Consider the following 26,875-nt stretch of genomic DNA (forward strand, 5'->3'; position numbering starts at 1 on the left):
CTTTTGAGGTGCAATAACATTTGACTAACGAAATTTTTTAAAGTATCTTTGCGCCAGTTTTGAAAATTTAAAAAAAGAGCATTGAGCGCTACTGCAAATACTTATACCGCAAAAAAAATCTTCACAGATTTTAAAGAAATCACAAAGGCTAGATTAGCTGTTAGTGTTGTTTTCTCCTCTATTGCAGGTTTTTTATTAGGAGTACCCGATTTACCTTCTTTAAGTTGGACTACATTATTGCTATTGGCAATAGGAGGTTATTGTATGGTTGGTGCTTCCAACGCATTCAATCAAATCATTGAAAAAGATTTGGATGTTTTAATGGATCGAACAAAAAATCGTCCAGTTCCAGCAAAAAGAATATCTAGTAATTCTGCTTTTTTAATCGCATCTGTTTTAACAATTCTTGGTTTAGGAATTTTATATAGTATCAATCCTAAAACAGCAATGTTTGGAGCGATATCAATCTTTTTATATACCAGTGTTTATACCCCTTTGAAAACGGTTACACCGCTAGCAGTTTTTGTAGGAGCAATACCTGGAGCAATTCCATTTATGTTAGGATGGGTAGCAGCAACAAACGATTTTAATATTGAAGCTGGTACACTGTTCATGATTCAGTTCTTTTGGCAGTTTCCTCATTTTTGGGCTATTGGTTGGTTTTTGTTTGAAGACTACGAAAAAGCAGGCTTCTTTATGTTGCCTACTGGTAAAAGAGATAAAGCGACTGCCTTGCAGATTATTTTATATACCGTGTGGTTAATTATAGTTTCAGTTTTCCCAGTTTTAGGTTTTACAGGAAGATTATATATTACGCCGGTATCAGCAGTTATTGTATTCTTATTAGGCTTATGGATGCTTTTCTATGGAGCGCGATTATATAAGCTAAGAACTGCAAAAGCGGCAAGAACCTTAATGCTTGTAAGTGTGTCTTATATAACACTCTTGCAAATTGTATATGTGTTAGATAAATTTTTACGATAATTATGGAAATGTCTCTTCAAGAACATTCAGAAAGAAAAGCAAGATCATATAAAATGATTTTATGGTTTGCGATGATTAGTATGGCAATGATGTTTGCTGGTTTGACAAGTGCTTATGTAGTGAGTAAATCGAGGCCAGACTGGTTGAAAGATTTCCAATTGCCAAGCGCTTTTTTAATGAGTACTATTGTTATTATTATCAGTAGTATTACGTTTCACGGAGCTAAAAAAGCAATTCAAAAAGATAATAGAAGTTTAACAACAACGTTGTTATTAGCTACATTTGCATTAGGCGTTTTATTTGTAGTGTTACAATTTGTAGGATTTGGACAAGTAATAGAAAGTGGTTATTTTTTCACGGGAAGTGAAAGTAATGTAACAACTTCTTTCTTGTATATTGTTACACTTGTACACTTGGCGCACCTATTTGCAGGGCTAATCGTGCTTTTAATTATAATTTATAATCATTTTAAACAAAAATACAATTCAGGTCAAACCCTTGGAATAGAGCTAGGTGTGATGTTTTGGCACTTTCTTGACTTCTTATGGGTATATTTGTTTTTGTTTTTATATTTCTTTAAATAAGAAAAAAACGTAAATTTGGGAACTTTTTAACTAATAACTTTTATGGGAGCGACAGTTACTACACTAGGTACTGAAGGTAAAACTTGGGGCGGAGCAAACGAACCGATGGGTGCAAGCTATGGTAAAATGATGATGTGGTTTTTCATCGTATCAGATGCTTTAACATTTTCTGGATTCTTAGCAGCCTATGGCTTTACAAGATTTAAATTTATCCAAAGTTGGCCAATAGCCGATGAGGTTTTTAACCATTTTCCATTTATGCATGGGGTAGATGCCCCGATGTACTATGTGGCATTAATGACGTTTATTCTTATCTTTTCATCTGTAACAATGGTTTTGGCTGTTGATGCAGGTCATCATTTAAAGAAAAACAAAGTTGTTCTTTATATGTTTTTAACCATTATTGGTGGTTTGATATTCTTGGGCTCACAAGCTTGGGAGTGGAAAAACTTCATTAAGGGAGAATATGGAGCAATCGAAACAAAAGGAGGAAGTATTCTTCAGTTTGTTAACGCAGAAGGAGAAAGAGTAGCACTAGCAGATTTTGCAGCTTCTATTCCTCATGAACGTGTAGCAGATACAAGAGACAAAGGACTTTGGTTTACAAGTGGACCTACTTTACCTACCTATACTGTTGAAGAAGTAGTAGAGGGTTTCAAAGCAAATCCGAATGTTTTAGTGAGAACTGAAATGTTGAACAAGGACAAGCAAAAAACATTATTAACAAGAGAAGAATCATTAGCAAGACTTACTGAGGCAAAATATGTTGTGGAAGGAGCTAATTTAATTAGAAATGAGTACGGTCATAGAACCTTTGCGAATTTCTTTTTCTTCATCACAGGTTTTCACGGATTCCACGTATTTACGGGAGTGTTAATCAACATTATTATTTTCTTTAATGTACTTATGGGTACATACGATAAGAGAAAAAGTTATGAGATGGTTGAAAAAGTTGGACTATATTGGCACTTTGTCGATTTAGTATGGGTATTCGTATTCACATTCTTCTACTTAGTATAATTTATTAAAAGCATAATATTATGGCACACGCACACGAATCTAATACCAAAAGAATTTGGTTTGTTTTTGGTCTTTTATCAGTAATTACAATTATAGAAGTAATATTTGGTATCTATAAGCCGGATTTCATGTTTATGCATTCATTTTTACATTTGAATTTACTAAACTGGTTCTTCATTATTTTGACAATAGTAAAAGCATATTATATTGTATGGGCTTTCATGCATTTAGAAGGAGAAAAGAATAATTTCAAATGGTCGATTGTTGGACCTTTGGTATTTTTAATTATCTATTTAGTGTTCATCTTACTAGTGGAAGGTAATTATATTTTTGATGTGTATAATCAGTCCTACTTTAAATGGATTTTTTAACAGCATATTAAATCACAAAAAAAGACGGTATTACACCGTCTTTTTTTATTTTTGCATAATAATATTATTCTCAAGAAATGAAAAAGTTTATTGTTCTATTCACCCTATTCATATTGCCTATTGTAGCCTATTTGTTTTTTGCAAGAGGAGTCGATAATTTTTCGAAACTGCCCATCGTAAAACCTCATATTGAAAACTTTGGAGAATGGAAATCTTTGTCTGGTGAGAAAGTATCATTAGATGGTAAAATTACTATTCTAGGATTCTCAGGGAAAGATATTGAAAAGAATAAAGGAAACTTTTTCAATCTAAATCAAAAAATTTATCAACGTTACCACGAATTCAAAGATCTTCAATTTGTTGTTATTGCACCACTAGGAACAGAAGGACAGGCAAAACGATTGTTAGATGAATTAGGAGCCTTTACAGATGTATCACAATGGTATTTTGTATTCGCAGAACCTGCAGCAATTCAAAAGTATTACGATGCTCTAGGGTTAGCAGGAAAGCTTGATGCAGGATTAGGTACTCCAAATGTTTATATTGTAGACAAGGAACGCAATCTAAGAGGACGTAAAGACAAAAAAGAATACAAAGAAGGATATAATACTTTCCATCCATCGGAATTAAGTAATGAGATGTTAGATGATTTCAAGATTGTTCTATATGAATATAGAGCTGCCTTGAAAAAGAATCATAATGCAGAGAGACAAATATAACTTCGAGAAACGATAAAAGAATAATTTTTAAAACATACATTTTGAAAAATAAATCATACATAGGAATTTCATTTATCATTTTGGTATTTGGAATTTGGGCAGTGCCAAAAATAGTAGCGAAATTTCAAAAATCGGACCTATATGAAGTTGGCCCAGCACCAAAGTTTGAACTGACGGATCAAAACAATAAGACGATTACCAATGAAGACTATAAAGGAAAAGTATATGTAGTTGAATTTTTCTTCTCTACATGTCCTAGTATCTGTCCGATCATGAATAAAAATATGATTGAATTACAGAAAGAATTTTATGGTAATCCTAAATTTGGAATTGCATCTTTTACAATCAATCCAGAAACAGATACGCCAGAAGTACTTAAAAAACATGCGGACGAATTAGGAGTGAAATCATACAATTGGCATTTTTTGACAGGAGACAAAGACTACATCTTTAATCTGGCTAATAAAGGATACAATCTATATGCGGGTCAGAACAGCAAAGTACCAGGAGGTTTTGAACACTCAGGATTATTTGCTTTAGTAGATAAACAAGGGAACATTAGATCAAGAATGGATGATAACGGTAATCCAATTGTTTATTATGATGGTTTAGAAAAACCAGGAATTGATATGCTGAAAAAAGATATTAAAATTTTATTAGAAGAATAAGAATGGAGAATTCATTAGAGAAAAAGTATAATAAATGGATTGTAATACTATCCGTTGTTATTCCGGTTGTAGTAGCAATTTTATTCAAGGTGAAATTAAATGATTTTGGTTTTGATGTAAAACCATTGAGTTTTTTGCCACCAATTTATGCAACGACCAATGGTATCACGGCTGTACTCTTAATAGCGGCATTGTGGGCTATTAAAAACGGAAAGAGAAAACTACATGAAAATCTAATGAAAACGGCAATAGGACTTTCTGTGGCGTTTTTAGTAATGTATGTGGCGTATCATATGACTTCAGAATCAACAGTGTTTGGTGGAGTAGGTACAATACGTTATATCTATATATTTATATTATTGACACATATCGTTTTGTCAGTGGTGATTATTCCATTAGTATTAATCACGTTTGTCAGAGCGCTGTCAGAACGCTTTGATAAACATAGAAAAATTGCTAGAATTACATTCCCATTGTGGTTATATGTTGCCATTACGGGAGTAGTAGTTTATATAATGATTTCACCATATTACGCATAAACTCTGGATCTGATTTAGGGTAATAATGAAGGATTATTTCCTTCAAAATATTTGAAAGAATGAAATATTATTTTTCGATACTGTTTTTTTTATTTGCGATAGCTACCAATGCACAATGCGCGATGTGTCGTGCGGTTTTGGAAACTGAAGAAGGAGGAATTAAAGCTGAAGCCGTTAATGACGGAATTGTGTATTTAATGGCAGTGCCTTATGTTTTAGTTGGAATCATTGGTATTGCAATCTATAGATTACGCAAAAAAAAGAAAGCAACAACAGTTTAAAGCAATATTGATGAGCAATTAAAGCCCATCAATATTTACTTTTATTTTTCCATTTACGGTTACAAAAGCCAGTATAGCGCTATTGGTCAATTGTATTTTCTTAAATACAATATCGTCCATATTACCATTGATGAATACACCAGGCATCGGAGAATAGTTATTTAGATACACTAACATTTTTTGTTTTCCTTCCTCAAGATTTGGCTGTATAGAATAACGACAACTTTCCTGAATTTTTCGTAAGATATAACCTTGTGCAAACCAGTTTGCCGTTTTGATTAAACGACTTTTAGTATCTAATACATAATCCAATTGATCAAAATAGATTTCTTTGGTTTGCTCATTGTATTGTGGATACCCCGATAAATATATAGTACCGTTTAGACTGCCTAATAAATCTAAGGCAATAATCATTTTACCCCCTTTTTGCCATAGAGCAACATTTTGAACCTTTACCTTTTTACTGCCAGAACCAAATTCCTGACCTTGGAAATTTTTATTTATAACCTTTGATGCATCCGCATAAGTAGAGATAGCTACAATATTAGCGGTTATCTTATCCGGCATTTTAGTAACTGGTTTCAACACAATTTTATCACGATCAAATGAATTTTTTGGTTTCTGACCAATAAAGGTTTCCATGTTGCATTTTAAGCCCATGTCCATAGTGATAACTTCCTTTTTCAATACGGCATTAGTCGCATACATTTCCAAAGGTACTACGCGCAACCAAGAATCATAAGCATTACTCATTTCCACAGGATTTGATATTTTATCCAAAGCATCTAAAACGTTTGGTTTAAAGTCAAGTGATTTCTTAATAGCATCATCTATACTTTTCTCAAGCTTAGATTTGAATAAACGGATAGCAGGATTAATCAGATAGGTAATGGTAACACTTTTTCCAGCAATGTTTACCGTTGGGCTTTCTTGCCAATCCAATGATTTTAATGTGGTATTCGTATTGAGTTTCCAGTTTGTTAAACCTACTTCACTAATTAAAGTAACGACACCGTTCATGTTTATTTCACGAGTATCAAACATAGATATTCCTAAAGCATCAGTGCCATAACGTACTTTGGCCTGAATCTTTAAAGGTAAAATGGTTTTTATTTTTCCATTTTCATCTTTGATTTGAATGGGGGCCTGTTTCCAGATTTTCATTTGAATATTATCATCCGTAATGGCGTTATCCTCGTAGATTACCCCGTTTAATATTTTATTAGTTTGCGTAGCAATGTCCTTGAGTTTGATTGCAACGGGAATACTGATGAAAGAAGTCTCAGATTCATATATAATAGCCGTTGATGTATCAGGCTCAGGTTTTAATGCTGCAATTTTTTGCGTTGGAGAACAACTGTAAACCAATAACAACGTACTGGTTATAACGAAATAAGATATGTTTTTAAACATAGGGAGAGAGCTAATTTTATCGGGTAAAAATAGTAAAAAATGCATTCCAAAAAAGCAGAGTGTAAAAATGACATTGAAGTATTGATAAGAAATTGGTATATACGTTAAAGTTTTATCTTATTAAGAGGTAATTTAGGGGTGATTTAATTTTTATAAAGTCCTAATTCGATGTGTAATACATTAAAAAAAGGCAATAGAAGTTATTGTTTAAAGGGTTATATGACGAATGGAGTTTGTATAAAATCTAGAAGATGCTTTTTTAGTAATCAATAAATACATTAATTTTAGATTTTTATATATGCAAAATATTGGTAAAAAGTGTAACAACTTTCTAAAAATAGAGTCTAACAACTAAGAAGAAGTTTGAATAATCAAGGAAATCCCCCATGGATTCTGCCTTTTTTTGTGCGAGAGCATGTAAAATAAGAACCATTATGATAGAAATAAAAGACTTAGAAAAGTCCTATAAAACAGGAAGTACAGCATTACATGTTCTTAAAGGAATAAATTTTAGTGTGAAAGAAGGTGAGCTGGTTTCTATTATGGGATCATCAGGTTCAGGAAAATCAACATTATTAAATATACTAGGAATATTAGATGAAGCCGATTCTGGGAGTTATGTTCTGGATGGAGTACCTATTAAAAATTTGAATGAAACGATTGCTTCCCGCTATCGCAATCAATTTTTAGGATTCATATTCCAATCCTTCAATCTAATTAACTATAAAAGCGCCTTGGATAATGTGGCAATGCCATTATATTATCAAGGAATAAAGAGAAAAGAGCGCAATGAAATTGCAATGCATTACTTGGAAAAAGTTGGTTTAGCACCTTGGTCACATCATTTACCAAATGAAATGTCGGGAGGACAAAAACAACGTGTAGCAATTGCAAGAGCACTAGCGTCCAATCCAAAAGTACTATTAGCCGATGAACCAACAGGAGCATTAGATACAAAAACATCATATGAAGTAATGGAACTTATCCAAGGAATCAATGATGAAGGGAAAACAATTCTTATCGTAACACACGAACCGGATATTGCTGAAATGACAAAACGTATCGTGAATCTAAAAGATGGATTGATTATCGATGACAGACCAGTAAATCAAATTAGAGCTTCATTATATGTTTGATTTAGAACGTTGGCAAGAAATATTTGAGGCAATCGCCAAGAATAAACTTCGAACTTTTTTAACAGGAGTCTCGGTCGCTTCGGGAATTTTTATCCTCGTAATTTTATTAGGAGCAGGTAGAGGTTTGCAAAACGGTATTGAAAATCAATTTGCAAATGATGCCGCAAATTTGGTTATGATATGGACTTCTCCAACAACCAAAGCTTATAAAGGTTTAAATGCAGGGAGACAAATACAACTTAAAAATCAAGATTTCGAACAATCATCAAGACAGTTTGAGAAAAATATTGATTTAAAATCACCTGTATATAATGTTTGGAGCGGAGTAGTATCATATGGGAAAGAAACGGGAACATACCGTATCAATGGTATCAATCCGGATTATCAGTTTATCGAAAATGCATCATTAGTTGAAGGACGATTTTTAAATCAACTCGACATTAAAAACTACGAGAAGACTGTATTGATTGGTAATAAAGTGAAAATGGACCTCTTCAAGAAAAAAGAAAATCCAATAGGAGCTTTAATCAATATTGCCGGTGGAGTATACAAAGTAATAGGCGTATTCACAGACCCAGGAGGGGAAAGAGAAGAAGCCAGAGTTTACTTACCACTGTCTACTGCACAGCGAGCTTTTAGTGGAGCTGACAAAGTAGGATCTTTGAATTTTACATTGAAGAAAAGAAAATCATTTGAAGATGTAGTTGCTGAATCGGAGTATTTTAAAAAAGGAGTAAGCGATTTATTGAAACAAAAAAATACAATTGCACCAGACGATACAGGAGGAATATTTGTATACAATACCTTAGAAGATGTAAAGAAGTTTTATGACTTAAACAATATGATCCGATGGTTCTTTTGGGGAGTGGGAATTTGTACCATTATCGCTGGAGTTGTAGGAGTAAGTAATATCATGTTGATTATTGTAAAAGAACGTACAAAGGAAATTGGAATTCGAAAAGCATTAGGAGCACCACCAATTTCAATTGTAACAATGATTTTGCATGAGTCAATTTTTGTAACAACTATAGCTGGATTTATAGGGTTAATTTCAAGTCTATTATTGCTAGAACTAATAGGTCCACAGATTAAAAGTGATTTCTTCATGAAGCCAGAAGTGGATTTTAATATAGCATTAACCACCTTAGTTATTTTGATTGTAGCAGGAGCCATAGCAGGGTTTTTCCCAGCCTATCGAGCAGCAAAAATTAAACCTATAATTGCATTAAGAGACGAATAGTATGTTTGATAGAGATAAATGGTTAGAAATATTTGAGGCATTAACAGCCAATACATTTAGAACTGCACTGACGGCTTTTGGGGTATTATGGGGGATTTTTATTCTTGTAATCTTATTAGCGGCAAGTAGCGGATTAGAAAATGGAGTGAAAAGAGGTTTTTCTGGAATGGCAACGAATTCAATGTTCATGTGGACAAATGCAACTTCGAAGCCTTATAAAGGATTGCCACAAGGAAGACGTTTTAATTTTAAAAATGTTGATGTAGAAGCAATTAAACGTGAAGTTCCGAATTTAAAATATGTTTCCCCAAGAAACGAATTAGAAGGTGGATACCAAGGCGCGAATAATGTAGTACGCGGTATCAAAACAGGAGCCTATACAATTTTAGGAGATTATCCAGAATTCATTTTACAATCACCAATGTTGATTCTGCAAGGGCGATTCATTAATTATGCGGATATCCAGCAAAAGAGAAAAGTTATTGTAATTGGAGAAGGAATAATCCAAGGACTTTACGATAAAAACGAAGAGGTATTGGGGTCCTACATTAAAGTAAGTGGAGTTAATTTTAAAGTTATTGGAGTATTCCGTAATAACTCTAAAATGGGAGGAAATCCTGAAGAAAACAGTAAACAAGCCTATATTCCATTTACAACATTCCAACAAGCCTTTAATTATGGTGAAACTGTAGGATGGATGGTAATCACGGCAAAAGATGGAACATCAATTAGTGACATCAAAAAAGATATTTTTGCTTTAATGAAATTGCGTAATAATGTTCATCCGGATGACGAAAGAGCCATAGGGAACTTTGATTTATATGAAGAGTTCAATAAAGTAAATGGATTGTTTGCCATACTTAAAGCAATTGCATATTTCGTTGGAGTATTAGTTTTACTATCGGGTATTATTGGGATTACCAATATCATGTTGATTGTAGTAAAAGAGCGTACAAAGGAAATCGGAATACGCAGAGCATTAGGAGCATCACCATGGGCGATACGATCTCAGATTTTAATGGAATCTATTGTGCTAACAATTGTAGCCGGAATGACAGGAATAGTATTAGCAACCGGTGTATTGTGGTTAGTAAACTATAAATTAAAAACAATGGATACGACAGGCGATATGATGTTTGTAAATCCGAGTGTAGATTTAGGAGTTGTTTTTGCCGCATTAATGATTTTGATTTTCTCAGGATTATTAGCCGGATTTATCCCAGCACAAACGGCAATTAAAGTCAAGCCAATAGATGCTTTAAGAACAGAATAAAAAAGAACAGAATAATAAAATAAAGAATAAAATATATCAATCATTCAATCATAAGTTTATGAAAAAAGGAGTTACCGTTGCGATTTTAATTTTATTAGTACTTGTATTTACAGGAGCACTATATTACTTGTATCAGAAAAATCAAGAATCACCGATTGTTTTCGAAACTGAAAAACCAGAAATTAAATCCATTGTCAAAAATACTGTAGCAACAGGAAGTATTGTTCCTAAAGATGAAGTTTTAATTAAACCGAATATCTCAGGAATTGTTGAAGAAGTATATGTGGTCGCTGGACAAAATGTAAAAGCAGGAGATTTATTAGCTCGAATTAGAGTAGTACCAAATGTATCAAATCTTAGTGGAGCACAAAATCAAGTAGAAAGCGCAAGAATTGATTTAGATAATCAAAAGAAGTTATACAGCCGTCAAAAGTCATTATTTGATAAAGGAGTAATTTCAGCCAATGAATTTGATACAGCAGAAGTAAAGTACAAACAAGCAGTACAAGCTTACAATTCTGCATTGCAGAATTCTGAAATTGTGAAAACGGGAACATCAAGAGCCCTTTCCAATGCAGCCAACACATTAATAAAATCTACAGTATCAGGAATGGTATTAGATGTGCCTATCAAAGTTGGTAACCAGGTGATTGAAAGTAATAACTTTAATGAAGGAACAACAATTGCTAGTTTAGCCGATGTAAATAAGATGATTTTCAAAGGAAAATTAGACGAGTCGGAAGTTGGGAAAATTAAATTAAATTTACCTTTAGAAATTACAGTAGGAGCAATTGAAAATAAAAAATTTGATGCAATTTTAGATTATATTGCACCAAAAGGAGTAGCAGAGAATGGTGCAGTACAATTTGAAATAAAAGGAACACTGAATAATCGTGACAATACCTTTATTCGTGCAGGCTTAAGTGCAAATGCATCTGTAATTCTTGCAAAAGTAGACAATGTTCTTGCGATTAAAGAAGCCTTAATCCAATTTGAAGAAAAAACACAAAAACCATTTGTTGAAGTAGAAGTTGGAGAGAAGAAATTTGAAAAGAGATCTGTAGAACTTGGTGTAAGTGATGGAATTTATGTAGAGATTAAAAAAGGAGTCTCTAAAGATGATAAAATAAAAGTGTGGAATCAATTGAAACCAGTAGAAGAGAAAAAACAATAATTTTATACTGATATTACATCAGCATCTAATCAATAATGATAAAATCAATGAACAAAACATTTGTATTAAAATCAGTTTTTGTATTGATGGCACTAGCGAGTTTTACTTCGTATGGTCAACAAAAAAAATGGACGCTTCAAGAATGTGTGAATTACGCTATTGAACACAATATATCCGTTAAACAATCAGCATTAGACAATCAATTAGCTGCAATTGATAAAAAAGGAGCTATTGGTAACTTTTTACCAAGTGTAAATATGAGTGCTTCTCATTCCTGGAATATTGGTTTGAATCAGAATATTACAACGGGTCTTTTGCAAAACCAAACGACTCAGTTTACATCAGCAGGAGCTTCAGTAGGGATTGATATCTATAAAGGATTACAAAACGTAAACACTTTAAATAAAGCAAGACTATCCGTAATTGCAGGACAATATAAATTATTGAAAATGCAGGAAGATGTGGCACTAAATGTGGCCAATGCATTTTTGCAAATACTATTCAATAAAGAAAATTTAAAAGTTCAAAACGAACAACTAGCAAGCAATAATCGCCAATTAGAACGTACAACAGAATTGGTTAATGCAGGAGTTGTCCCACGTGGTGATTTATTGGATATTAAAGCAACCGTTGCAGGAGATATGCAAAGAGTAATCAATGCAGAAAATGTACTATTGATTTCTAAATTAAGTTTGGCGCAATTATTACAATTAGAAGATTTTGAAAAATTTGATGTAGCCGATGATAAATACGATGCTGTTGCCAGTGCGACAATATTAGAAGAACCATCAGCAATCTATGCGAAAGCAAAAGAACAAAGAACAGAATTGAAAGTTGCTAAAGCAAATTTGGAAATCGCAGAGAAAGATGTTGCCATTGCAAAAGGAGCTTATCAACCAACGATTAGAGGTTTCTACGATTTTAATACCCGTGCTGCTTATGCAGATCAGGTGGTAGGAGCTGTGCCCAATACAGAAAATCCAACAACAACAATTGGTTACGTACAAGGGATGCCAAATCAAATGGTCGTAAGAGATAACTTTACTTCTGTTTTAGGGAAGCCAGATGCAATTTTTGATCAGTTTGATCGAAATAAAGGACAAACGTTTGGACTTTCACTAAATGTTCCTATATTTAATGGCTTTTCAGCCCGAAATAATGTAGCCCGTTCCAAAGTAGCATTAGATCGTTCTAAGATTGCTTATGCACAACAAGAACTAGATTTAGAGCGCAATGTGTACACTGCATTCACGGATGTTAAAGGATCAATGAAAGCTTATGATGCCGCAATTTCTGCTTTGGAAGCAAGAGAAGAAGCATTGCGTTATGCAAAAGAAAGATACGATGTAGGTATGATGAATGCTTTCGATTTTAATCAGGCACAAACACTATATGTTAATGCACAATCAGAAGTTTTAAGAACAAAATACGATTACATTTTTAGAGTTAAGATTTTAGATTTTTATTTTGGAATTCCTATTATTCAAAAGAACTAGCCCCTATGTCAAAAAAAACAATTTATTATTTATTAGGCAGTGTGACTGTAATAATTATTCTTTTACTCGTTCTCTCTAAAACAGGAGTTATAGGTAATAAGAATAAAGGCAAAGAAGTTGAAGTCGCCGAAGTAAATGAGATTACAATTGTTGAAAGTGTATCTGCTACAGGTAAAATACAACCTGAAATTGAGGTGAAAATTTCTTCGGAAGTATCCGGTGAAATTATTGAATTGCCAATCAAAGAAGGACAAGTTGTGAAAAAAGGAGACCTGTTGGTACGTGTAAACCCCGATTTATATCAATCTGGATTAAATAGATCAGCAGCAAGTTTATCTAATACAAAAGCAGGATTAAGCCAGACAGATGCCCAATTAAAAGAAGCAAAAGCAAATTACGAGAGAAATAAAAAACTATTTGATAAAGGCATTATCTCAAAATCAGAATGGGATAAAGTAATATCAGCCTATGAAGTAGCTCAAGCAGCTAAACAATCCGCTTACTTTAATGTTCAAAGTGCATCGGCAACAGTAAATGAAGCCAAAGACAACTTGAGAAGAACAACAATTTATGCACCTGTTGATGGAACAATTTCCAGATTAGATGCAGAACTTGGAGAAAGAGTGGTAGGAACACAACAAATGACAGGTACAGAAATATTAAGAGTAGCAAACCTTAATAATATGGAAGTGGAAGTTGATGTGAACGAGAATGATATTGTAAAGGTAAATGTTGGAGATTCTGCAGTAGTAGAAGTAGATGCTTACTTGAAGAAAAAATTTAAAGGAATCGTTACAAGCATTTCGAATTCAGCGAGTAGTGATTTAACAGCAGATCAAGTAACAAATTTTAAAGTAAAAGTTCGTATTTTAAAAGAATCCTATTTAGATTTGTTGGCTGGTAAACCAAGTAATTTTTCTCCCTTTAGACCAGGTATGACCGCTACGGTTGATATCATTACAAAAAGAAAAGAAAAAGTTCTGGCTGTACCAATTAGTGCAGTAATTGTTAAAACAGATACGTCTGCTACGCCAAAAGCACCAATCGATAAAGAAAACTTGAAGACTACAAAAAAAGAACAAAAATTCGAATGTGTTTTTGTTAAGGTAGATGGAAAAGCAAAATTAAGAGTAGTGAAAACAGGTATTCAGGACGATACAAATATCGAAGTGATTACTGGATTGAAAAAATCAGATGTGGTTATTATAGGTCCTTATACTACGGTAACAAAGGAACTAAATACGGATGATGAAGTATATGTTGCCACAGCATCAGATAAATCGAAACAAAAAGAAAAATAATGCCCTATATTCTCAATATTGAAACTGCAACCAAGAATTGTTCTATAACTATTGCAAAAGAAGGTAAGACGCTATTATGTAAAGAAGTTGCAGATTTAAATTATTCACATGCAGAGAAATTACATGTGTTTATTGAAGAAGCCTTACAAGAATTAAAAATCACCTACAAGGATTTAGCAGCCATCGCGGTTAGCCAAGGCCCAGGATCTTATACAGGTTTACGTATTGGAGTGTCTGCAGCAAAAGGATTATGCTACGCTTTAGATATTCCGCTATTAGCCTTAGATACATTAGAAGTACTAGCAGCACAAGTGAAAATTACTGAAGGATTAATTATGCCAATGATTGATGCCCGAAGAATGGAAGTATTTAGTGCGCTATTTACAGCAAAATTAGAAAAGATTAGAGCCGTTGAAGCCGAAATTATAACAGAAGAATCTTTCTTAGATTTAGAAGAAAAAGTATACTTTATTGGAGATGGAGCTTCAAAATGTAAAACGGTTTTAACAAAAGACAACTTTGTTTTTGTAGATGAAATAATATACCCGTCTGCAAAAGAAATGAGCAGCATGAGTTATGCTAAATACTTAAAGAAAGACTTTGTAGATGTAGCTTATTTTGAACCTTACTACTTGAAAGATTTTATGATAACAACAAAAAAAACAGCCTAAAGAAATTCTTTAGGTTGTTTTTTTTATTACTGAAAAACTACATTTTCAGATATTTATTTAATTCATTTCTAATAGTATTACTTTTCGGATCAGGGGCATTTGTATGAATCAATTCTCCATTTTTATTGTATATTAAATAACGAGGAATAGTTTGTAATTGAAGTTCTTTATAAAATAATGCTTTAGGATAATTAATGGCTAAAAAATTATTTTCATCGAACCATAAACCTTCTTTTTGTGAAGCAATTCTCCATTTTTCATAATCGTTATCGATAGATATATATACAAAAACTACATTTTGGTCTTTATATTCTTCATGGAGTTTTTTAGAATAAGGCATGGCAGAAAGACATGGCTGGCACCAACTAGCCCAAAAATCAATGAATATTACTTTTCCTTTATTTTTAGAAAGAATATCATTGATTTTAAATTGTTGTTTTTTTTCATTGATAAAAATTACATCATGAGTAATTGTTTTTAGATTTCCATAATCCAAAAGGTAAGTGTTTTTAATAAATTCAATAATTTTGTCATTATGAACATCATTTTCAAACTTTAAGAAGTAGTTATTCAAATCATCATTCGAATTATTTTCAGCAATTTTATTTATTGAATTAAATAGTAAGTATTCTTTTATCTCTTGAGAAAAAATGAGGCTAGACCTTATTTTATCATAGAGTTCTCGATAATCATAAGTATAATCGTTCAGTTTTTTTATATCGTATTTTCTAATAGCAAAATTATCTAAGAAATATCGATATGTTTTTAAGTATAATAAATTGTCATTGTTTAAATCGGATGGTTGAATACTATTGATATTAAATAGATTCTTGTTTAAGTTTAATTCATAGTATTTTATTCTTCCTTTGTGTAAATCCAATACACTTTTACAAATGAGTTTTTTATAAAAAAGGCTATCAAGAATTCGAGTAGTTTTTATGGAATAATCTTTTAGTTCATTTAAATAATTTTGTTTTTCAGAAGAGTTTCTAATCCTTTTAAATTTTGCTAAGAATTCAAAATCTTCTAAAGGTTTATTTGCATTAAAATCTACTTGAAAATTTAAATCATATTTAAAGACCTTTCTATTAAGAATTTCGGCATAAGGGATGTTTTTTGAATAATCAAAAACTACAGTGTCACCTTTTTGAAATTCATAAATGTAAGTAGTGTAACCCTTGAAGTTATGAGTCAGACATATTTTGTCTTTAATTGAAAGTAATTTTATTGTATCATTTTTTGTCGTATTATTTATCGTTAAGTCATTAGATAAATAGTTATTGTTCTCTGAAAAATAGATTCCACTTTGGAATTGACTACTTGTATCCAAAGCATTATTTTCTTTGAAAATCAGAACAATTTCATTTTTTATATTTGATGTTTTTACGGTAATGCTTTTGCTATTTTTATTACAGGACATATGGAATAAAAATGGAATAAATAAAAGATATTTTGAAAAGTGTGAAAACATAATATTTATAAAGATTTTAATGACAAACTATATGGACTATTTTAGTCCATATAGTTTACTTAAGTTAACAAATGTTACATGAATTTATCCATGATGCGCTATTACAACTTTTGCAGCACCATTTATTACCTCCACCATTACCTCCAGCAGCAGTGATCTCTGCTAGAGTACCGTGCATAACTAATATTTCTCCATCGCCACTTGTCATCATTACTGCACAGCTTCCATTTCTACCACCACTAATACTTCTTTGTTGTATTTTGTTTAAGGTTATAATACCATCTAAATTTGAAATGCTTTTTAACATACAATATATTTTAAATTAATTTTACTCAAACACTTAATGACACTTGAGTTTGTGTCCATTCTTGCAAGAATATTTTTTTAGCTTTTTTCTTTTTCAAGCAGTATATCATTAACAAATAATAATAGATCATTTATATTGTATTGCTTAGGGTAATAAGATGTTTCTAAAATTGTTATAGGTGTATAATGAACATTATTAACCGTCAACCAATTTTGTTGGGTTTTTAATATACTGAAAATTCTTTCTTCTCTTTTTAATGGTAGTTTGTAGGTGTTTTTCCATTTTTCAATAGCTCTTTCCTTATACCACTCATTAAGGGCAATTAATGCTTTTTCTTTGTTTTTATTTAAGTAGATGTCTAAAACTGTAATTACAATCTGTGTAGATAAGTCATTTTTATTTTCAAAAGGAATATTGAAAATAAAATTAATTTGGACACTTGGAAAAGTTTCTAATATTTTGAAGTATATCTGAAAAGATTCTACACAAAAACCACATAAAGGATTAGTAATTGCAGTAATTGCAAGTGATGGGTTTTCAGAACCAAAAGTGATTTTGTTTTCAAATGGTATTATATTGTTATTAATTAATTTGTCTTTATTTAGTAAAGTTTGGAAAAGAGATTTATCTCTTTTGAATTTTAAGAAATCAGATTCGATGATTGCTAATTTTAAATTGCTTATTAATAATGATTTTATGCTAAGCCAAATCGTTATTACTAAAAATGAGATTAAAAGGTATTTTGATATATATGGTAAATCAATATTTAGTTTCTCAAAATTTATTATTAAAATAATGAATTGGAACAGCAAAATAGTTGAAATTATTAAACATAATGTGCACCATTGCTTAATGATAAATTTTTGATAATAAATAGAAAATAAGACAACAAAGATGCTAAGGATAGAAATAAAAAATATTAAGGTGAAGTTGAATCCAATTATGACAAATGATATGAAATTGATTGAAAAATAGATAATAGGAGCATCACTTAGAGAAATGATATCAAATAGATTACCTCTTTTATCATTTATAACATTATTGCAACTATTTGCTTTTGAAATTGCCTCACATATTTTTTCAATTTTATTATTATGTATCCCTAAAACTTCCTTAATTATGAAATAACTTATTGATAATCCGATTAATGAAATTATAACATATATACTGATCTCAATACTATTGAATAATAGATTTAAGAAAATAATGGTGCTCAGGATTATTATACTTACTGTTTTAAAACTGGAATGTAAATTGAAGTTTTGTGAATTATTTTCAATCACTATAATAGTATTGTCCCAGCCTTTTTTAAATTCGGTAATACTTATTTTCTCTCTCTTTAAGTCTTCATAAGTAATAAGGATATACCCTTTGTGTTTTTTAATTAAAACCAATTTTAAACCATTATTGCTTTTATAAAGCGTTATAAAGGGCTTGGGGATTTGTTCTAGAGCATTTTTTGGGATTCTTGCAATTAAGTTTTCAATTTTAAAATAATCTAAAGTATCAGAAATAGATTTAAAACTAGGATATTCGGGATGTGTTTCTAATTGTAGAGCAAACGTTTTCCGATCAATCTGATAATTTGATGATTTTAAGTATTGATTGATAATATTTATTGTTTCGGCTTTCAATATATCTTAATTTAGAGAAGCTACTGGTAGAAAAAATATAAGTTTTTATCTTAAGTAGTTTTATTGATGACTTTATTGTGAAAATTAAGTATCAAATATATTTTTTTAACACTTTGGAAGATGTTATTATAAGCCATCAAAACATCAAAATAAGACTAAATGCGTTTTGTATGATGATAAATGAAAAGTTGTAAAATGACAAAGAGCGCATAAAAGCGCTCTTTGTTGTATAAATATTTTGGTACTTGTTATTGATGGATTTTTAAGCTGTAGGTAGCGGAGTAATCCTCTTTATATTAATGTCGCTTTGGGGAAAGGGAATTTCAATTCCGGCTTTATCATAAGCATCTTTAATTTGCTCCAGAATTTCTGAATTAACCGTAACAAAATCAGCATTATTTGCCCAAGGACGAATACCTAAGTCAACGGAACTAGCCGCTAAGTTTCTAACAATTACAGAAGGTTCAGGTGTTTTTAATACCAAAGGATTGTCTCGCATTACTTTTAGGGCAATCTCTTTTGCGACTTTAATATTAGAACTATAGGAAATCCCAACTGTTAAATCAGCTCTTCTATATCCCTGTAAAGTATAGTTGATAATAGTTCCATTGGATAATACTCCATTAGGAATGAAAACAGTTTGATTGTTAGCCGTCAATAATTTAGTTGTAAAAATTTCGATCTCCAAAACGGTTCCAATGATGTTCTGTGTTTCGATAGTTTCTCCAACTCTAAAAGGCTTAAAAAGTATAATTAGAACCCCTCCAGCAAAATTGGATAAGGAACCTTGTAAAGATAAACCAACAGCTAAACTGGCGGCTCCTAATATGGCTACAAAAGAAGAGGTCTCGACACCAAGTCTTGAAATAAAAGTTACAAAAAGTAATATTCTTAAGGCCCAAACTAAAAGATCCATTAGGAAATTTGTTAAGGTCGGTTCCATATTACGTTTCACCATAATTTTGGTGATTAGCCTTTTTATAAACTTAATAGCCCATAATCCGATAAATAATATTAGAAAAGCGGAAATTAATCTTGGCGAATATTCAATTAAAGCATCTAGAAATGTACTTAAATAGTCATTCAAATTCTTCATAGGTAATCTTTTTTTTTAAAATAATTTTAATTGATTTAATGCTTCCGAAAATGTCGTAACGGGCAAATTACAATTCCTGTTTTGGCATACAAAGAACATTAATTTATCTTTAACAAAACGATTTTTAAGAAATGGAATTTCAGAAACTTTCGTAGAACCCGCAAGAATCACGTGAGGTAAAAACATAGAATTTATTTTATGAACTTGACCTAGAGCCTCTTGACCGCATATTGCTAATTCACGTGATTGCTCCGAATAATGCAAGAAAACCTGTAACCAATTAGCAAAAGCAGATGGATAATCAATGGAAGGAATTACACTCTCAAGCATTTGTTCAACTGTTTTTTCATAAAATGAATTCTCAAAATAAATGCTCAATTTGTACAAATTATTTGCCATAACTGAATTCGATGCAGAAATTACATTATCTTCAATTTCATAATGTTTTGCAATTAAAGCATCATCCTGATCCGAAGTGAATGAAAAGAATGGAGTCGAATTATCATGGAAATGTTCAAAACAATAATCCGTAAGTTGTTTCGCATGTTGCAACCACTCTTCATTTAATGTAACTTCATATAAGGCAATGAAGGCATCAATTACAAAACAATAATCCTCAAGATAACCATTTATAGTACTCTTTCCTCCTTTATAATTATGAAGCAAATTTCCCTCACTGGTCCATAGATAATCTAATATAAAATGAGCATTACGCAAGGCAATTTCTAAATAATGAGTGTTTTGAAGCGCTTTGTAAGCATCAACATGACCTTTTAACATAATTGCATTCCAGGAAGTTAAACATTTATCATCTAGTCTTGGAGCACTTCTCTTGGCGCGTTCTTTATAAAGAAGCTCTTCCCATTGTTTCTTTTTTTGTTCTAATTCAAGTGTTGGGATTTTGTGGGTTTCAGCAATAATTTCTAATGGAAGATTTTGAATCAGTACATAATTCTCATGCTCCCAATAGCCAAATTCATTAATGTTAAAAACAACACTAAATAAATCAAAATCACCTTTCAATAAGGTTTTCAATTCTTCAATGGTCCAAACATAAAAAGCTCCTTCTTCAAGATGCCCTTCTTTATTAAGGCTATCTGCATCGAGTGCACAATAAAATCCACCAAGTTCATTTGTTAGATCAGTAGCTATGAAGGATAAGGTTTTGTCGATTACTTCTTTATAAAGAGGATTTTGCGTTAATTTATAAGCAGAAGCATATAAACTAACCAGCTGACCATTATCATAAAGCATTTTTTCAAAATGAGGTACATGCCACTTCATATCCACAGAATAACGTGAAAAACCACCAGCAATGGGATCGAAAAGTCCTCCGTAAGCCATTTTGGTTAAGGTCAGATTAACGAATTCTAATAATGTGTCATTCTGGGTTTGATACCCATATTGTAATAAGAAATTATAATTGTTAGGCATCATGAATTTGGGTGCTCGCATATAACCACCAAATTCCCAATCGAAACTTTTGGACCATTTTTCAACAAGAGGTTTAAGCAAATCCTGATGTAAAACTCGATCAGTATTCTTCTCTATCAATGCTAATCCTTCAATTCCTTGGTGCAATTTTTCGGCATAATCAATCATCTTTTCCGGTTGAGTATCATACAACTGCTGTAATTGAGTCAATGTTTCAATCCATTCTCTCTTTTTGAAATAAGTCCCACCCCATACAGGTCTACCATCAGGTAAGGTTACTACATTGAGTGGCCATCCACCACGTCCTGTCATAATTTGTATAGCCTTCATATAGACAGCATCGACATCCGGTCGTTCTTCTCGATCTACTTTAATATTGATAAAATGCTCATTCATTACATCAGCAACTTCTGCATCCTCAAAACTTTCATGTTCCATAACATGGCACCAATGGCAAGCAGAATAACCAATGCTTACTATAATTAGTTTATTCGATTCTTTTGCTTCCAGTAGAGAAGTAGGATTCCAAGCTTTCCAAAAAACTGGATTTTCAGCATGTTGTAAAAGATAAGGACTAGTTTCTAAATGGAGTTCATTACGTTGTTTCATGAGAATAAAAATCAAAATTGGAATATTCAAAAGTACGATTTTTAAATTTTTAAAAAGAGACTAAAAAAAGGATTTAGTTCTTGTTCTATAGCTAGTAAAAAAATATAGTACCAATGTTTTTAAGGTGTTTCAGAGTGCAATAGTGATTCATAACATTAACTTAACGTAGTTTTAAAATAGTTAAAGGAATTTTGCAATTATAAAAGAACACAATTTTCATGGAGCAAGTATACGTTCTAATGCTTTTGGCATTGGTTATTTTAGCCGTAATTGATTTATCTGTAGGAGTCGCAAATGATGCAGTAAATTTTCTGAATTCTGCGATAGGTTCAAAAGCAGTTTCATTCAAAATGATAATGATTGTTGCGAGCATCGGGGTAGCCGTAGGAGCTACTTTTTCTGGAGGAATGATGGAAATTGCTCGTAGTGGAATTTTTGTACCTAGTCTTTTTAGCTTTAATGATGTAATGATCATTTTTATGGCTGTTATGATTACCGACATTCTACTATTAGATGTATTCAATTCTTTAGGCCTACCGACATCCACCACAGTATCTGTTATTTTTAGCTTATTAGGAGCTTCGGTTTGTTTAGCGATATTCAAGATCGTAAAAGAAGAAGATAGTATGGATTTACTATCGGCTTATATCAATACTAAAAAAGCATCCGAAATTGTTTACAGTATTCTATTGTCAGTATTACTTTCATTCTCAATAGGAGCAGTAGTTCAATACATTGCAAGGATAATATTTACTTTTCAGATAGAGAAGAGAATGCGATATGTTGGAGCCATTTTTGGTGGGTTAGCAATATCAGCCATTACCTTTTTTATCATTTTTAAAGGGTTAAAAGACGCTTCCTTTGTAAATGCAGAAATGAAAGTGTGGTTAAATTCCCATCAATTGACAATCATTGGTGTAAATCTGATTTTCTGGACGATAGCTTCACAACTTATCATGACAGTATTCAAAACGAATATTTTCAGGGTTATTATTGTGATCGGAACATTTGCCTTGGCCTTAGCTTTTGCGGGAAATGACTTAGTGAATTTTATTGGTGTCCCAATTGCGGCATGGCAATCCTATGGAATTTATACAGCAGCAGGCGGAGTAGATGATACCATGCTTATGGGAGCATTAGCGTCTGGTGAAATGGTAGCTCCATTTTATCTTTTATTACTGGCGGGAATCGTAATGATTTTTACACTTTGGACTTCGAAAAAAGCCAGAAATGTAATTGAAACAGAAATGAGTTTAACGCGCCAAGGAGAAGGAGTAGAGAAATTCGCACCGAATACATTATCCCGTATTATCGTTAGAGGAACAATGTATATTGGAATTGGAGTGAATTATTTTTTGCCGAAATCATTGCAATTAAAAATAGACAAGCGTTTTGAGAAAATAGAAACTTTAGGGAAAAGTGTAGATGAACCTGTATTTGACATGGTTCGTGCTTCCGTGAATTTAATGGTAGCTAGTATATTGATTGCAATAGGAACTTCTATGAAATTACCACTGTCAACGACCTATGTAACTTTTATGGTGGCAATGGGATCTTCCTTTGCAGACAGGGCGTGGGATAGAGAAAGCGCTGTATATAGAGTAGCGGGAGTTTTTAATGTAATTGGAGGATGGTTTGTAACAGCAATTATAGCATTCCTTTCCTCAGCACTTATTGCATCCATCATGCATTTCGGAAAAGTAGTTGGTTTAGTAGCCTTATTAATACTAGTAGCAATTTTACTGTTTAAAAGCGCAAAAGCACATGCGAAAAAAGTTAAAAGAGAAGAAGATCGAGTTAAGCTAAAACGCGAAGATATTGTTACCATTCATGAGGTAATACAAGAAAGTTCAAATCAGATTTCAAATGTGATTAGTAATTCGAATAAATTATACAGCGATGTAATTGATAATTTGGGACTACAAGATTTAGCCAAATTAAATAAGAATAAGAAACAATTAAAAAAGATTGAAAAGGAAGTAGATGAATTAAAAAGTAACGTGTATTATTTCATTAGAAATTTAGATGAAACTTCATTAGAAGGAAGTAAATTCTATGTGCTAATACTAGGTTATTTACAAGATATGGTTCAGTCTATTGGATATATTACACAGAATAGTTTTGTCCATGTAGATAATAATCACAAGAAGCTAAAATTCAATCAAATTAGAGATTTAAAAAGTATTGATAATGAATTAAGCAATCTGTTTGATACTTTAGAAGATACTTTTGAAAGTAAAAAGTTTGAAAAAATTGAAGGGATATTAGCGCAAAAGAATTTGCTGTTGGATAATGTTTCAATTCTAATTCAAAAGCAAATTACCCGAATAAGAACAACAGAAACGAGTCCAAAAAATAGTAAATTGTATTTTGCCCTTCTTTTGGAAACAAATGATTTAATAAAAGCAACAATGAATTTATTAGAGTTATTTAAAGAATTTAATGCCCATGTAAATAGCTCAAGAAAATAATAAAAAAGCCGATTGAAATTTCAATCGGCTTTTTTTATAGATTATGCGTTTATAGCTTCTACTTTAATATCTTGATCATTCAACATATCCTTTAGCATGTTTTCAATACCATTCTTTAAGGTGAATGTGGAAGAAGGGCAACCACTACAAGCACCTTGCAGAATTACTTTTACTCTTTTATCCTCTTCATTATAAGAATCAAATATAATATTACCACCATCACTAGCAACAGCTGGTTTAACATACTCTTCTAGTATATTGATGATTTGTTGTGAAGTAACATCTAAAGTATCGAAATGTTGGTCTTGTTGCTTTTCCTGTTGAGGAGTTGCGACAATAAGACTTTCATCAATAATTGTTTTTCCTTCCTCAATATATTGCTTTAAGAAAGTGCGTAATTCAAGTGTTACTTCCTGCCATTCATTCACAGCATATTTAGTAATAGAAATGTAATTCTCATCCATAAAAACTTCTTTGACAAAAGGGAACTTGAAAAGTTCTTTTGCTAAAGGAGAAGATTGAGTTTCATCAATATTTTTAAATTCAACAGTAGTTTTGGTTAAAGCCTTGTTTGCAACAAACTTTAAAACAGCAGGATTAGGAGTACTTTCAGCATAAATGGTAACAGGCTGTTTTTTTGTACTAGTTTCTTTGTGTTTAATAACTTCACCACCACCATTAATGAATTTTTGAATTTGTTCAGAAACAGCGTCCTGAACATCACTCCACTCCACGATATTATAACGTTCGATTGCAATAAAGTTTCCAGAAATGTACACGGTCTTCACAAAAGGTAAGTAAAATAATTGCTGACTTAATGGAGAATCGCTAGCCTCATCTATGTTTTTAAACTCAAAACTCTCATTTTTAGTTATAAAATCAGATAATTCAAATTTTATTATGGCAGGGTTCTGTGTCTCCCTAATTATAACGGTTATCATATTTTTTGTAATTTTTTACAAATTTAACGAAGTTATTTTCTATGAAATACTATATTTGGCTTTTTAAACAATAAATTAACATTAATTTACGACTGGGATAAGTTTTTTTTATTTATTAAGACTTAAAGTAGTAAAAAACAAATAATAACCCCATTTCTGTATGAAAAAAATATTACTTGTATTATGTTTACTTTTTGCTGTAAAAGGCTTTTCACAAGGGATTACTGTAAATACCACAACTTACACCGTAGACCAATTAATTAAAGATGTATTAATCGATACACCCTGTGCACAGGTTTCCAATATTGTTGGAGTGACAGGAACAAATTATGGAGATGTAAACGGAATTGGGTATTTTACAAATACAAATCCTAATTTTCCTATTGCAAAAGGAGTTATTTTGAGTACTGGAAATGTGAATTTAGCACCCGGACCTAACTTAACGACACAAGGAGTAGGAGGTAATGGTTGGCCTGGGGATCCTGATTTAGCAGCTATTATCCTTGCTGCAACAGGAAATGCAATGAATCCTAAAAATGCTTCTTATATTGAATTTGATTTCAAACCCTTAACAGATACAATTAGTTTTAATTTCTTATTTGCTTCAGAAGAATACGGTACTTACCAATGTAGTTTTTCTGATGCTTTTGCTTTTATATTAACCAATACAGTTACTGGAGTACAGTCAAATTTAGCTGTAATCCCTGGGACTAATGTACCAGTATCAGTTGTTACAATTCGAGATGCTTTATATAATGCCGCTTGTGCCTCTGTGAATCCAACTTTCTTTGCCGCTTATTATGGAGCAGGAGGATTGAATCCAAATTTAGCAGCTATAAATTTCAACGGACAGACTGTTTTAATGAACGCAATGTCGCCCGTTACGCCCAATGTATTATACCATATTAAGTTAGTTGTCGCCGATAGAAATGATACGAACATGGATTCGGCCGTTTTTATTGAAGCAGGGAGTTTTAACGTGGGATCAGCCGATTTAGGTTTTGACTTAGTTGGTGGAGCAGCATTATGTCCAGAGAAAACAAAAGTATTAAGTATCGTTGGAGGAGAAGACTTAGTGTACGTATGGACATTAAATGGAGTTGCAATTCCAGGTGCTACCGGACCTACTTATGAAGTTACTGCACCAGGAACGTATGGTGTTATTGCAAGTTATCCTGGAACAACATGTCAGTTAACAGATCAGATTGTTGTGGAATATTTACCACCATTTTCTGGAACTCAAGCTACAAATCTAACAGTTTGTGATAATGGAACACCTTTACAGTCGTATAATTTAACATTGAATAATGCGGCAGCACTTAACGTGGATCCGAATCTTTATGATATAAATTATTTTGCTACTGAAGCAGCTATGAACGCTGGATTTCCAACAATTCCAACTGTTCAGTTAACAAATTACCAAAGTCCAGGAAACGGAGAAACCATATATATTAAGATTGAAGATATTGCTTCAGGTACAGGTTGTACATTCGTTAGAACCTTTACTTTAAATAAAAGTGCTGTTGTTTTAGGGCAACCAGCTAATTTATCAGCATGTGAGCTACCGGTAGGTTCAGGTACTGCAACCTTTGATTTAACAACACAAGAAAGTATAATTCTAGATGGCGCAGGTCCTGTAGGATATACAATTACCTACCATACAAACGCTGCCGATGGAGCTACTGGAGCCAATCCAATACCAACCCCATCAGTTTACACAGGTCCTAGTGGAACAATTTATGTTCACGTGGTTAATACAGCTGGCGACGGATGTTTTGCAAACACAAGTTTCACTGTAACGGTTCACCCACAACCTGTTGTTGCGCCAGTTGCCGATGTATCGGCATGTGGAAGTTATGTTTTACCAGCTTTAACAGTAGGGGGATACTTTACTGGAACAGGGGGAACAGGAACGCCATTAGCAGCAGGAGCAACACTCACTACTACGCAAACCGTGTATGTTTATGCTCAATCTGGGACTACCCCAAATTGTACAGACGAGAAAAGTTTTGTAGTAACAATTAATGCGATTCCAGTTGTTG

At 32.2% G+C, this 26,875-nt stretch carries 24 protein-coding genes; 17 read left to right on the top strand and 7 right to left on the bottom strand.

The window, feature by feature from the left end:
• Positions 1-81 precede the first annotated feature (81 nt).
• From cyoE to P6733_RS13575, 8 genes are all read left to right on the top strand, one after another.
• A complete protein-coding gene (cyoE, locus tag P6733_RS13540; RefSeq protein WP_306353440.1) occupies positions 82-984 on the top strand; it encodes a heme o synthase in 903 nt (300 codons plus the stop codon).
• A 2-nt stretch (positions 985-986) separates the two neighbouring features.
• On the top strand, positions 987-1,568 hold the full coding sequence (locus P6733_RS13545) for a cytochrome c oxidase subunit 3 (RefSeq protein WP_306353441.1): 582 nt from the start codon (positions 987-989) through the stop codon (positions 1,566-1,568).
• 42 nt (positions 1,569-1,610) lie between these two features.
• A complete protein-coding gene (locus P6733_RS13550; protein ID WP_306353442.1) occupies positions 1,611-2,588 on the top strand; it encodes a cytochrome c oxidase subunit 3 in 978 nt (325 codons plus the stop codon).
• 20 nt (positions 2,589-2,608) lie between these two features.
• Complete coding sequence (locus P6733_RS13555) at positions 2,609-2,959, top strand: cytochrome C oxidase subunit IV family protein (protein WP_306353443.1); 351 nt, start codon at positions 2,609-2,611, stop codon at positions 2,957-2,959.
• Between the two features lie 77 nt (positions 2,960-3,036).
• The gene (locus P6733_RS13560; RefSeq protein ID WP_306353444.1) at positions 3,037-3,678 is read left to right on the top strand and encodes a hypothetical protein; all 642 of its coding nucleotides are present in this window, start codon (positions 3,037-3,039) and stop codon (positions 3,676-3,678) included.
• Positions 3,679-3,719: 41 nt separating this feature from the next.
• Positions 3,720-4,346, top strand: coding sequence for an SCO family protein (locus P6733_RS13565; protein ID WP_306353445.1), 627 nt, complete (start codon positions 3,720-3,722; stop codon positions 4,344-4,346).
• 2 nt (positions 4,347-4,348) lie between these two features.
• Complete coding sequence (locus P6733_RS13570; RefSeq protein ID WP_306353446.1) at positions 4,349-4,885, top strand: DUF420 domain-containing protein; 537 nt, start codon at positions 4,349-4,351, stop codon at positions 4,883-4,885.
• Between the two features lie 59 nt (positions 4,886-4,944).
• Complete coding sequence (locus tag P6733_RS13575) at positions 4,945-5,166, top strand: hypothetical protein (protein ID WP_306353447.1); 222 nt, start codon at positions 4,945-4,947, stop codon at positions 5,164-5,166.
• Between the two features lie 18 nt (positions 5,167-5,184).
• Here the strand turns inward: P6733_RS13575 and P6733_RS13580 are convergent, their stop codons facing one another.
• On the bottom strand, positions 5,185-6,579 hold the full coding sequence (locus P6733_RS13580) for a DUF4403 family protein (protein ID WP_306353448.1): 1,395 nt from the start codon (positions 6,577-6,579) through the stop codon (positions 5,185-5,187).
• 434 nt (positions 6,580-7,013) lie between these two features.
• Between P6733_RS13580 and P6733_RS13585 the strand changes: the two genes are divergently transcribed.
• Genes P6733_RS13585 through tsaB form a run of 7 tightly spaced genes read left to right on the top strand, consistent with a single transcriptional unit; the run spans position 7,014 to position 14,870 of the window.
• Entirely contained in the window at positions 7,014-7,715 is a 702-nt protein-coding gene (locus P6733_RS13585) for an ABC transporter ATP-binding protein (protein WP_306353449.1), read from the top strand.
• Positions 7,708-8,955 carry an ABC transporter permease gene (locus P6733_RS13590; RefSeq protein ID WP_306353450.1) on the top strand — a complete coding sequence of 416 codons (1,248 nt, stop codon included), beginning with the start codon at positions 7,708-7,710 and terminating at the stop codon, positions 8,953-8,955. The genes P6733_RS13585 and P6733_RS13590 overlap by 8 nt, the downstream gene beginning before the upstream one ends.
• Before the next feature lies 1 nt (position 8,956).
• Positions 8,957-10,228 carry an ABC transporter permease gene (locus tag P6733_RS13595; protein ID WP_306353452.1) on the top strand — a complete coding sequence of 424 codons (1,272 nt, stop codon included), beginning with the start codon at positions 8,957-8,959 and terminating at the stop codon, positions 10,226-10,228.
• Positions 10,229-10,286: 58 nt separating this feature from the next.
• A complete protein-coding gene (locus P6733_RS13600) occupies positions 10,287-11,402 on the top strand; it encodes an efflux RND transporter periplasmic adaptor subunit (RefSeq protein WP_306353453.1) in 1,116 nt (371 codons plus the stop codon).
• A gap of 47 nt (positions 11,403-11,449) precedes the next feature.
• Entirely contained in the window at positions 11,450-12,898 is a 1,449-nt protein-coding gene (locus P6733_RS13605) for a TolC family protein (RefSeq protein WP_306353454.1), read from the top strand.
• Positions 12,899-12,903: 5 nt separating this feature from the next.
• The gene (locus tag P6733_RS13610; protein ID WP_306353455.1) at positions 12,904-14,199 is read left to right on the top strand and encodes an efflux RND transporter periplasmic adaptor subunit; all 1,296 of its coding nucleotides are present in this window, start codon (positions 12,904-12,906) and stop codon (positions 14,197-14,199) included.
• Complete coding sequence (gene tsaB / locus P6733_RS13615; RefSeq protein WP_306353456.1) at positions 14,199-14,870, top strand: tRNA (adenosine(37)-N6)-threonylcarbamoyltransferase complex dimerization subunit type 1 TsaB; 672 nt, start codon at positions 14,199-14,201, stop codon at positions 14,868-14,870. The genes P6733_RS13610 and tsaB overlap by 1 nt, the downstream gene beginning before the upstream one ends.
• Positions 14,871-14,907: 37 nt before the next feature.
• Here tsaB and P6733_RS13620 read toward each other — a convergent pair whose 3' ends face one another.
• The 5 genes from P6733_RS13620 to P6733_RS13640 form a co-directional block, all read right to left on the bottom strand.
• A complete protein-coding gene (locus P6733_RS13620; protein ID WP_306353458.1) occupies positions 14,908-16,341 on the bottom strand; it encodes a TlpA family protein disulfide reductase in 1,434 nt (477 codons plus the stop codon).
• 64 nt (positions 16,342-16,405) lie between these two features.
• Entirely contained in the window at positions 16,406-16,648 is a 243-nt protein-coding gene (locus P6733_RS13625) for a hypothetical protein (RefSeq protein WP_306353459.1), read from the bottom strand.
• Positions 16,649-16,725: 77 nt separating this feature from the next.
• Positions 16,726-18,282 (bottom strand): vitamin K epoxide reductase family protein, encoded by a 1,557-nt coding sequence (locus P6733_RS13630; RefSeq protein ID WP_306353460.1) that lies wholly within the window; start codon positions 18,280-18,282, stop codon positions 16,726-16,728.
• Between the two features lie 262 nt (positions 18,283-18,544).
• A complete protein-coding gene (locus P6733_RS13635) occupies positions 18,545-19,378 on the bottom strand; it encodes a mechanosensitive ion channel family protein (protein ID WP_306353462.1) in 834 nt (277 codons plus the stop codon).
• A 15-nt stretch (positions 19,379-19,393) separates the two neighbouring features.
• Positions 19,394-21,421 carry a thioredoxin domain-containing protein gene (locus tag P6733_RS13640; protein WP_306353463.1) on the bottom strand — a complete coding sequence of 676 codons (2,028 nt, stop codon included), beginning with the start codon at positions 21,419-21,421 and terminating at the stop codon, positions 19,394-19,396.
• 218 nt (positions 21,422-21,639) lie between these two features.
• On the opposite strand from P6733_RS13640, the gene P6733_RS13645 reads away from it, so the two are divergent.
• Positions 21,640-23,892: an inorganic phosphate transporter gene (locus P6733_RS13645; RefSeq protein ID WP_306353464.1), complete on the top strand. Its 2,253-nt coding sequence runs from the start codon at positions 21,640-21,642 to the stop codon at positions 23,890-23,892.
• A gap of 41 nt (positions 23,893-23,933) precedes the next feature.
• Here P6733_RS13645 and P6733_RS13650 read toward each other — a convergent pair whose 3' ends face one another.
• Complete coding sequence (locus P6733_RS13650; RefSeq protein WP_306353465.1) at positions 23,934-24,833, bottom strand: NifU family protein; 900 nt, start codon at positions 24,831-24,833, stop codon at positions 23,934-23,936.
• 160 nt (positions 24,834-24,993) lie between these two features.
• On the opposite strand from P6733_RS13650, the gene P6733_RS13655 reads away from it, so the two are divergent.
• Positions 24,994-26,875 (top strand): choice-of-anchor L domain-containing protein (locus P6733_RS13655; protein WP_306353466.1); only part of this gene is annotated, 1,882 nt, incomplete at its 3' end.

The sequence above is a fragment of the Flavobacterium aerium genome, assembly GCF_030766725.1.
Taxonomy (GTDB): Bacteria; Bacteroidota; Bacteroidia; order Flavobacteriales; family Flavobacteriaceae; genus Flavobacterium; species Flavobacterium aerium.

Coding starts and splice junctions, on each gene's coding strand:
- P6733_RS13545 (WP_306353441.1), top strand. CDS start 987: ATGGAAATGTCTCTTCAAGAACATTCAGAAAGAAAAGCAAGATCATAT.
- P6733_RS13550 (WP_306353442.1), top strand. CDS start 1,611: ATGGGAGCGACAGTTACTACACTAGGTACTGAAGGTAAAACTTGGGGC.
- P6733_RS13555 (WP_306353443.1), top strand. CDS start 2,609: ATGGCACACGCACACGAATCTAATACCAAAAGAATTTGGTTTGTTTTT.
- P6733_RS13560 (WP_306353444.1), top strand. CDS start 3,037: ATGAAAAAGTTTATTGTTCTATTCACCCTATTCATATTGCCTATTGTA.
- P6733_RS13570 (WP_306353446.1), top strand. CDS start 4,349: ATGGAGAATTCATTAGAGAAAAAGTATAATAAATGGATTGTAATACTA.
- P6733_RS13575 (WP_306353447.1), top strand. CDS start 4,945: ATGAAATATTATTTTTCGATACTGTTTTTTTTATTTGCGATAGCTACC.
- P6733_RS13580 (WP_306353448.1), bottom strand. CDS start 6,579: ATGTTTAAAAACATATCTTATTTCGTTATAACCAGTACGTTGTTATTG.
- P6733_RS13585 (WP_306353449.1), top strand. CDS start 7,014: ATGATAGAAATAAAAGACTTAGAAAAGTCCTATAAAACAGGAAGTACA.
- P6733_RS13590 (WP_306353450.1), top strand. CDS start 7,708: ATGTTTGATTTAGAACGTTGGCAAGAAATATTTGAGGCAATCGCCAAG.
- P6733_RS13595 (WP_306353452.1), top strand. CDS start 8,957: ATGTTTGATAGAGATAAATGGTTAGAAATATTTGAGGCATTAACAGCC.
- P6733_RS13600 (WP_306353453.1), top strand. CDS start 10,287: ATGAAAAAAGGAGTTACCGTTGCGATTTTAATTTTATTAGTACTTGTA.
- P6733_RS13605 (WP_306353454.1), top strand. CDS start 11,450: ATGAACAAAACATTTGTATTAAAATCAGTTTTTGTATTGATGGCACTA.
- P6733_RS13610 (WP_306353455.1), top strand. CDS start 12,904: ATGTCAAAAAAAACAATTTATTATTTATTAGGCAGTGTGACTGTAATA.
- tsaB (WP_306353456.1), top strand. CDS start 14,199: ATGCCCTATATTCTCAATATTGAAACTGCAACCAAGAATTGTTCTATA.
- P6733_RS13620 (WP_306353458.1), bottom strand. CDS start 16,341: ATGTTTTCACACTTTTCAAAATATCTTTTATTTATTCCATTTTTATTC.
- P6733_RS13625 (WP_306353459.1), bottom strand. CDS start 16,648: ATGTTAAAAAGCATTTCAAATTTAGATGGTATTATAACCTTAAACAAA.
- P6733_RS13635 (WP_306353462.1), bottom strand. CDS start 19,378: ATGAAGAATTTGAATGACTATTTAAGTACATTTCTAGATGCTTTAATT.
- P6733_RS13640 (WP_306353463.1), bottom strand. CDS start 21,421: ATGAAACAACGTAATGAACTCCATTTAGAAACTAGTCCTTATCTTTTA.
- P6733_RS13645 (WP_306353464.1), top strand. CDS start 21,640: ATGGAGCAAGTATACGTTCTAATGCTTTTGGCATTGGTTATTTTAGCC.
- P6733_RS13650 (WP_306353465.1), bottom strand. CDS start 24,833: ATGATAACCGTTATAATTAGGGAGACACAGAACCCTGCCATAATAAAA.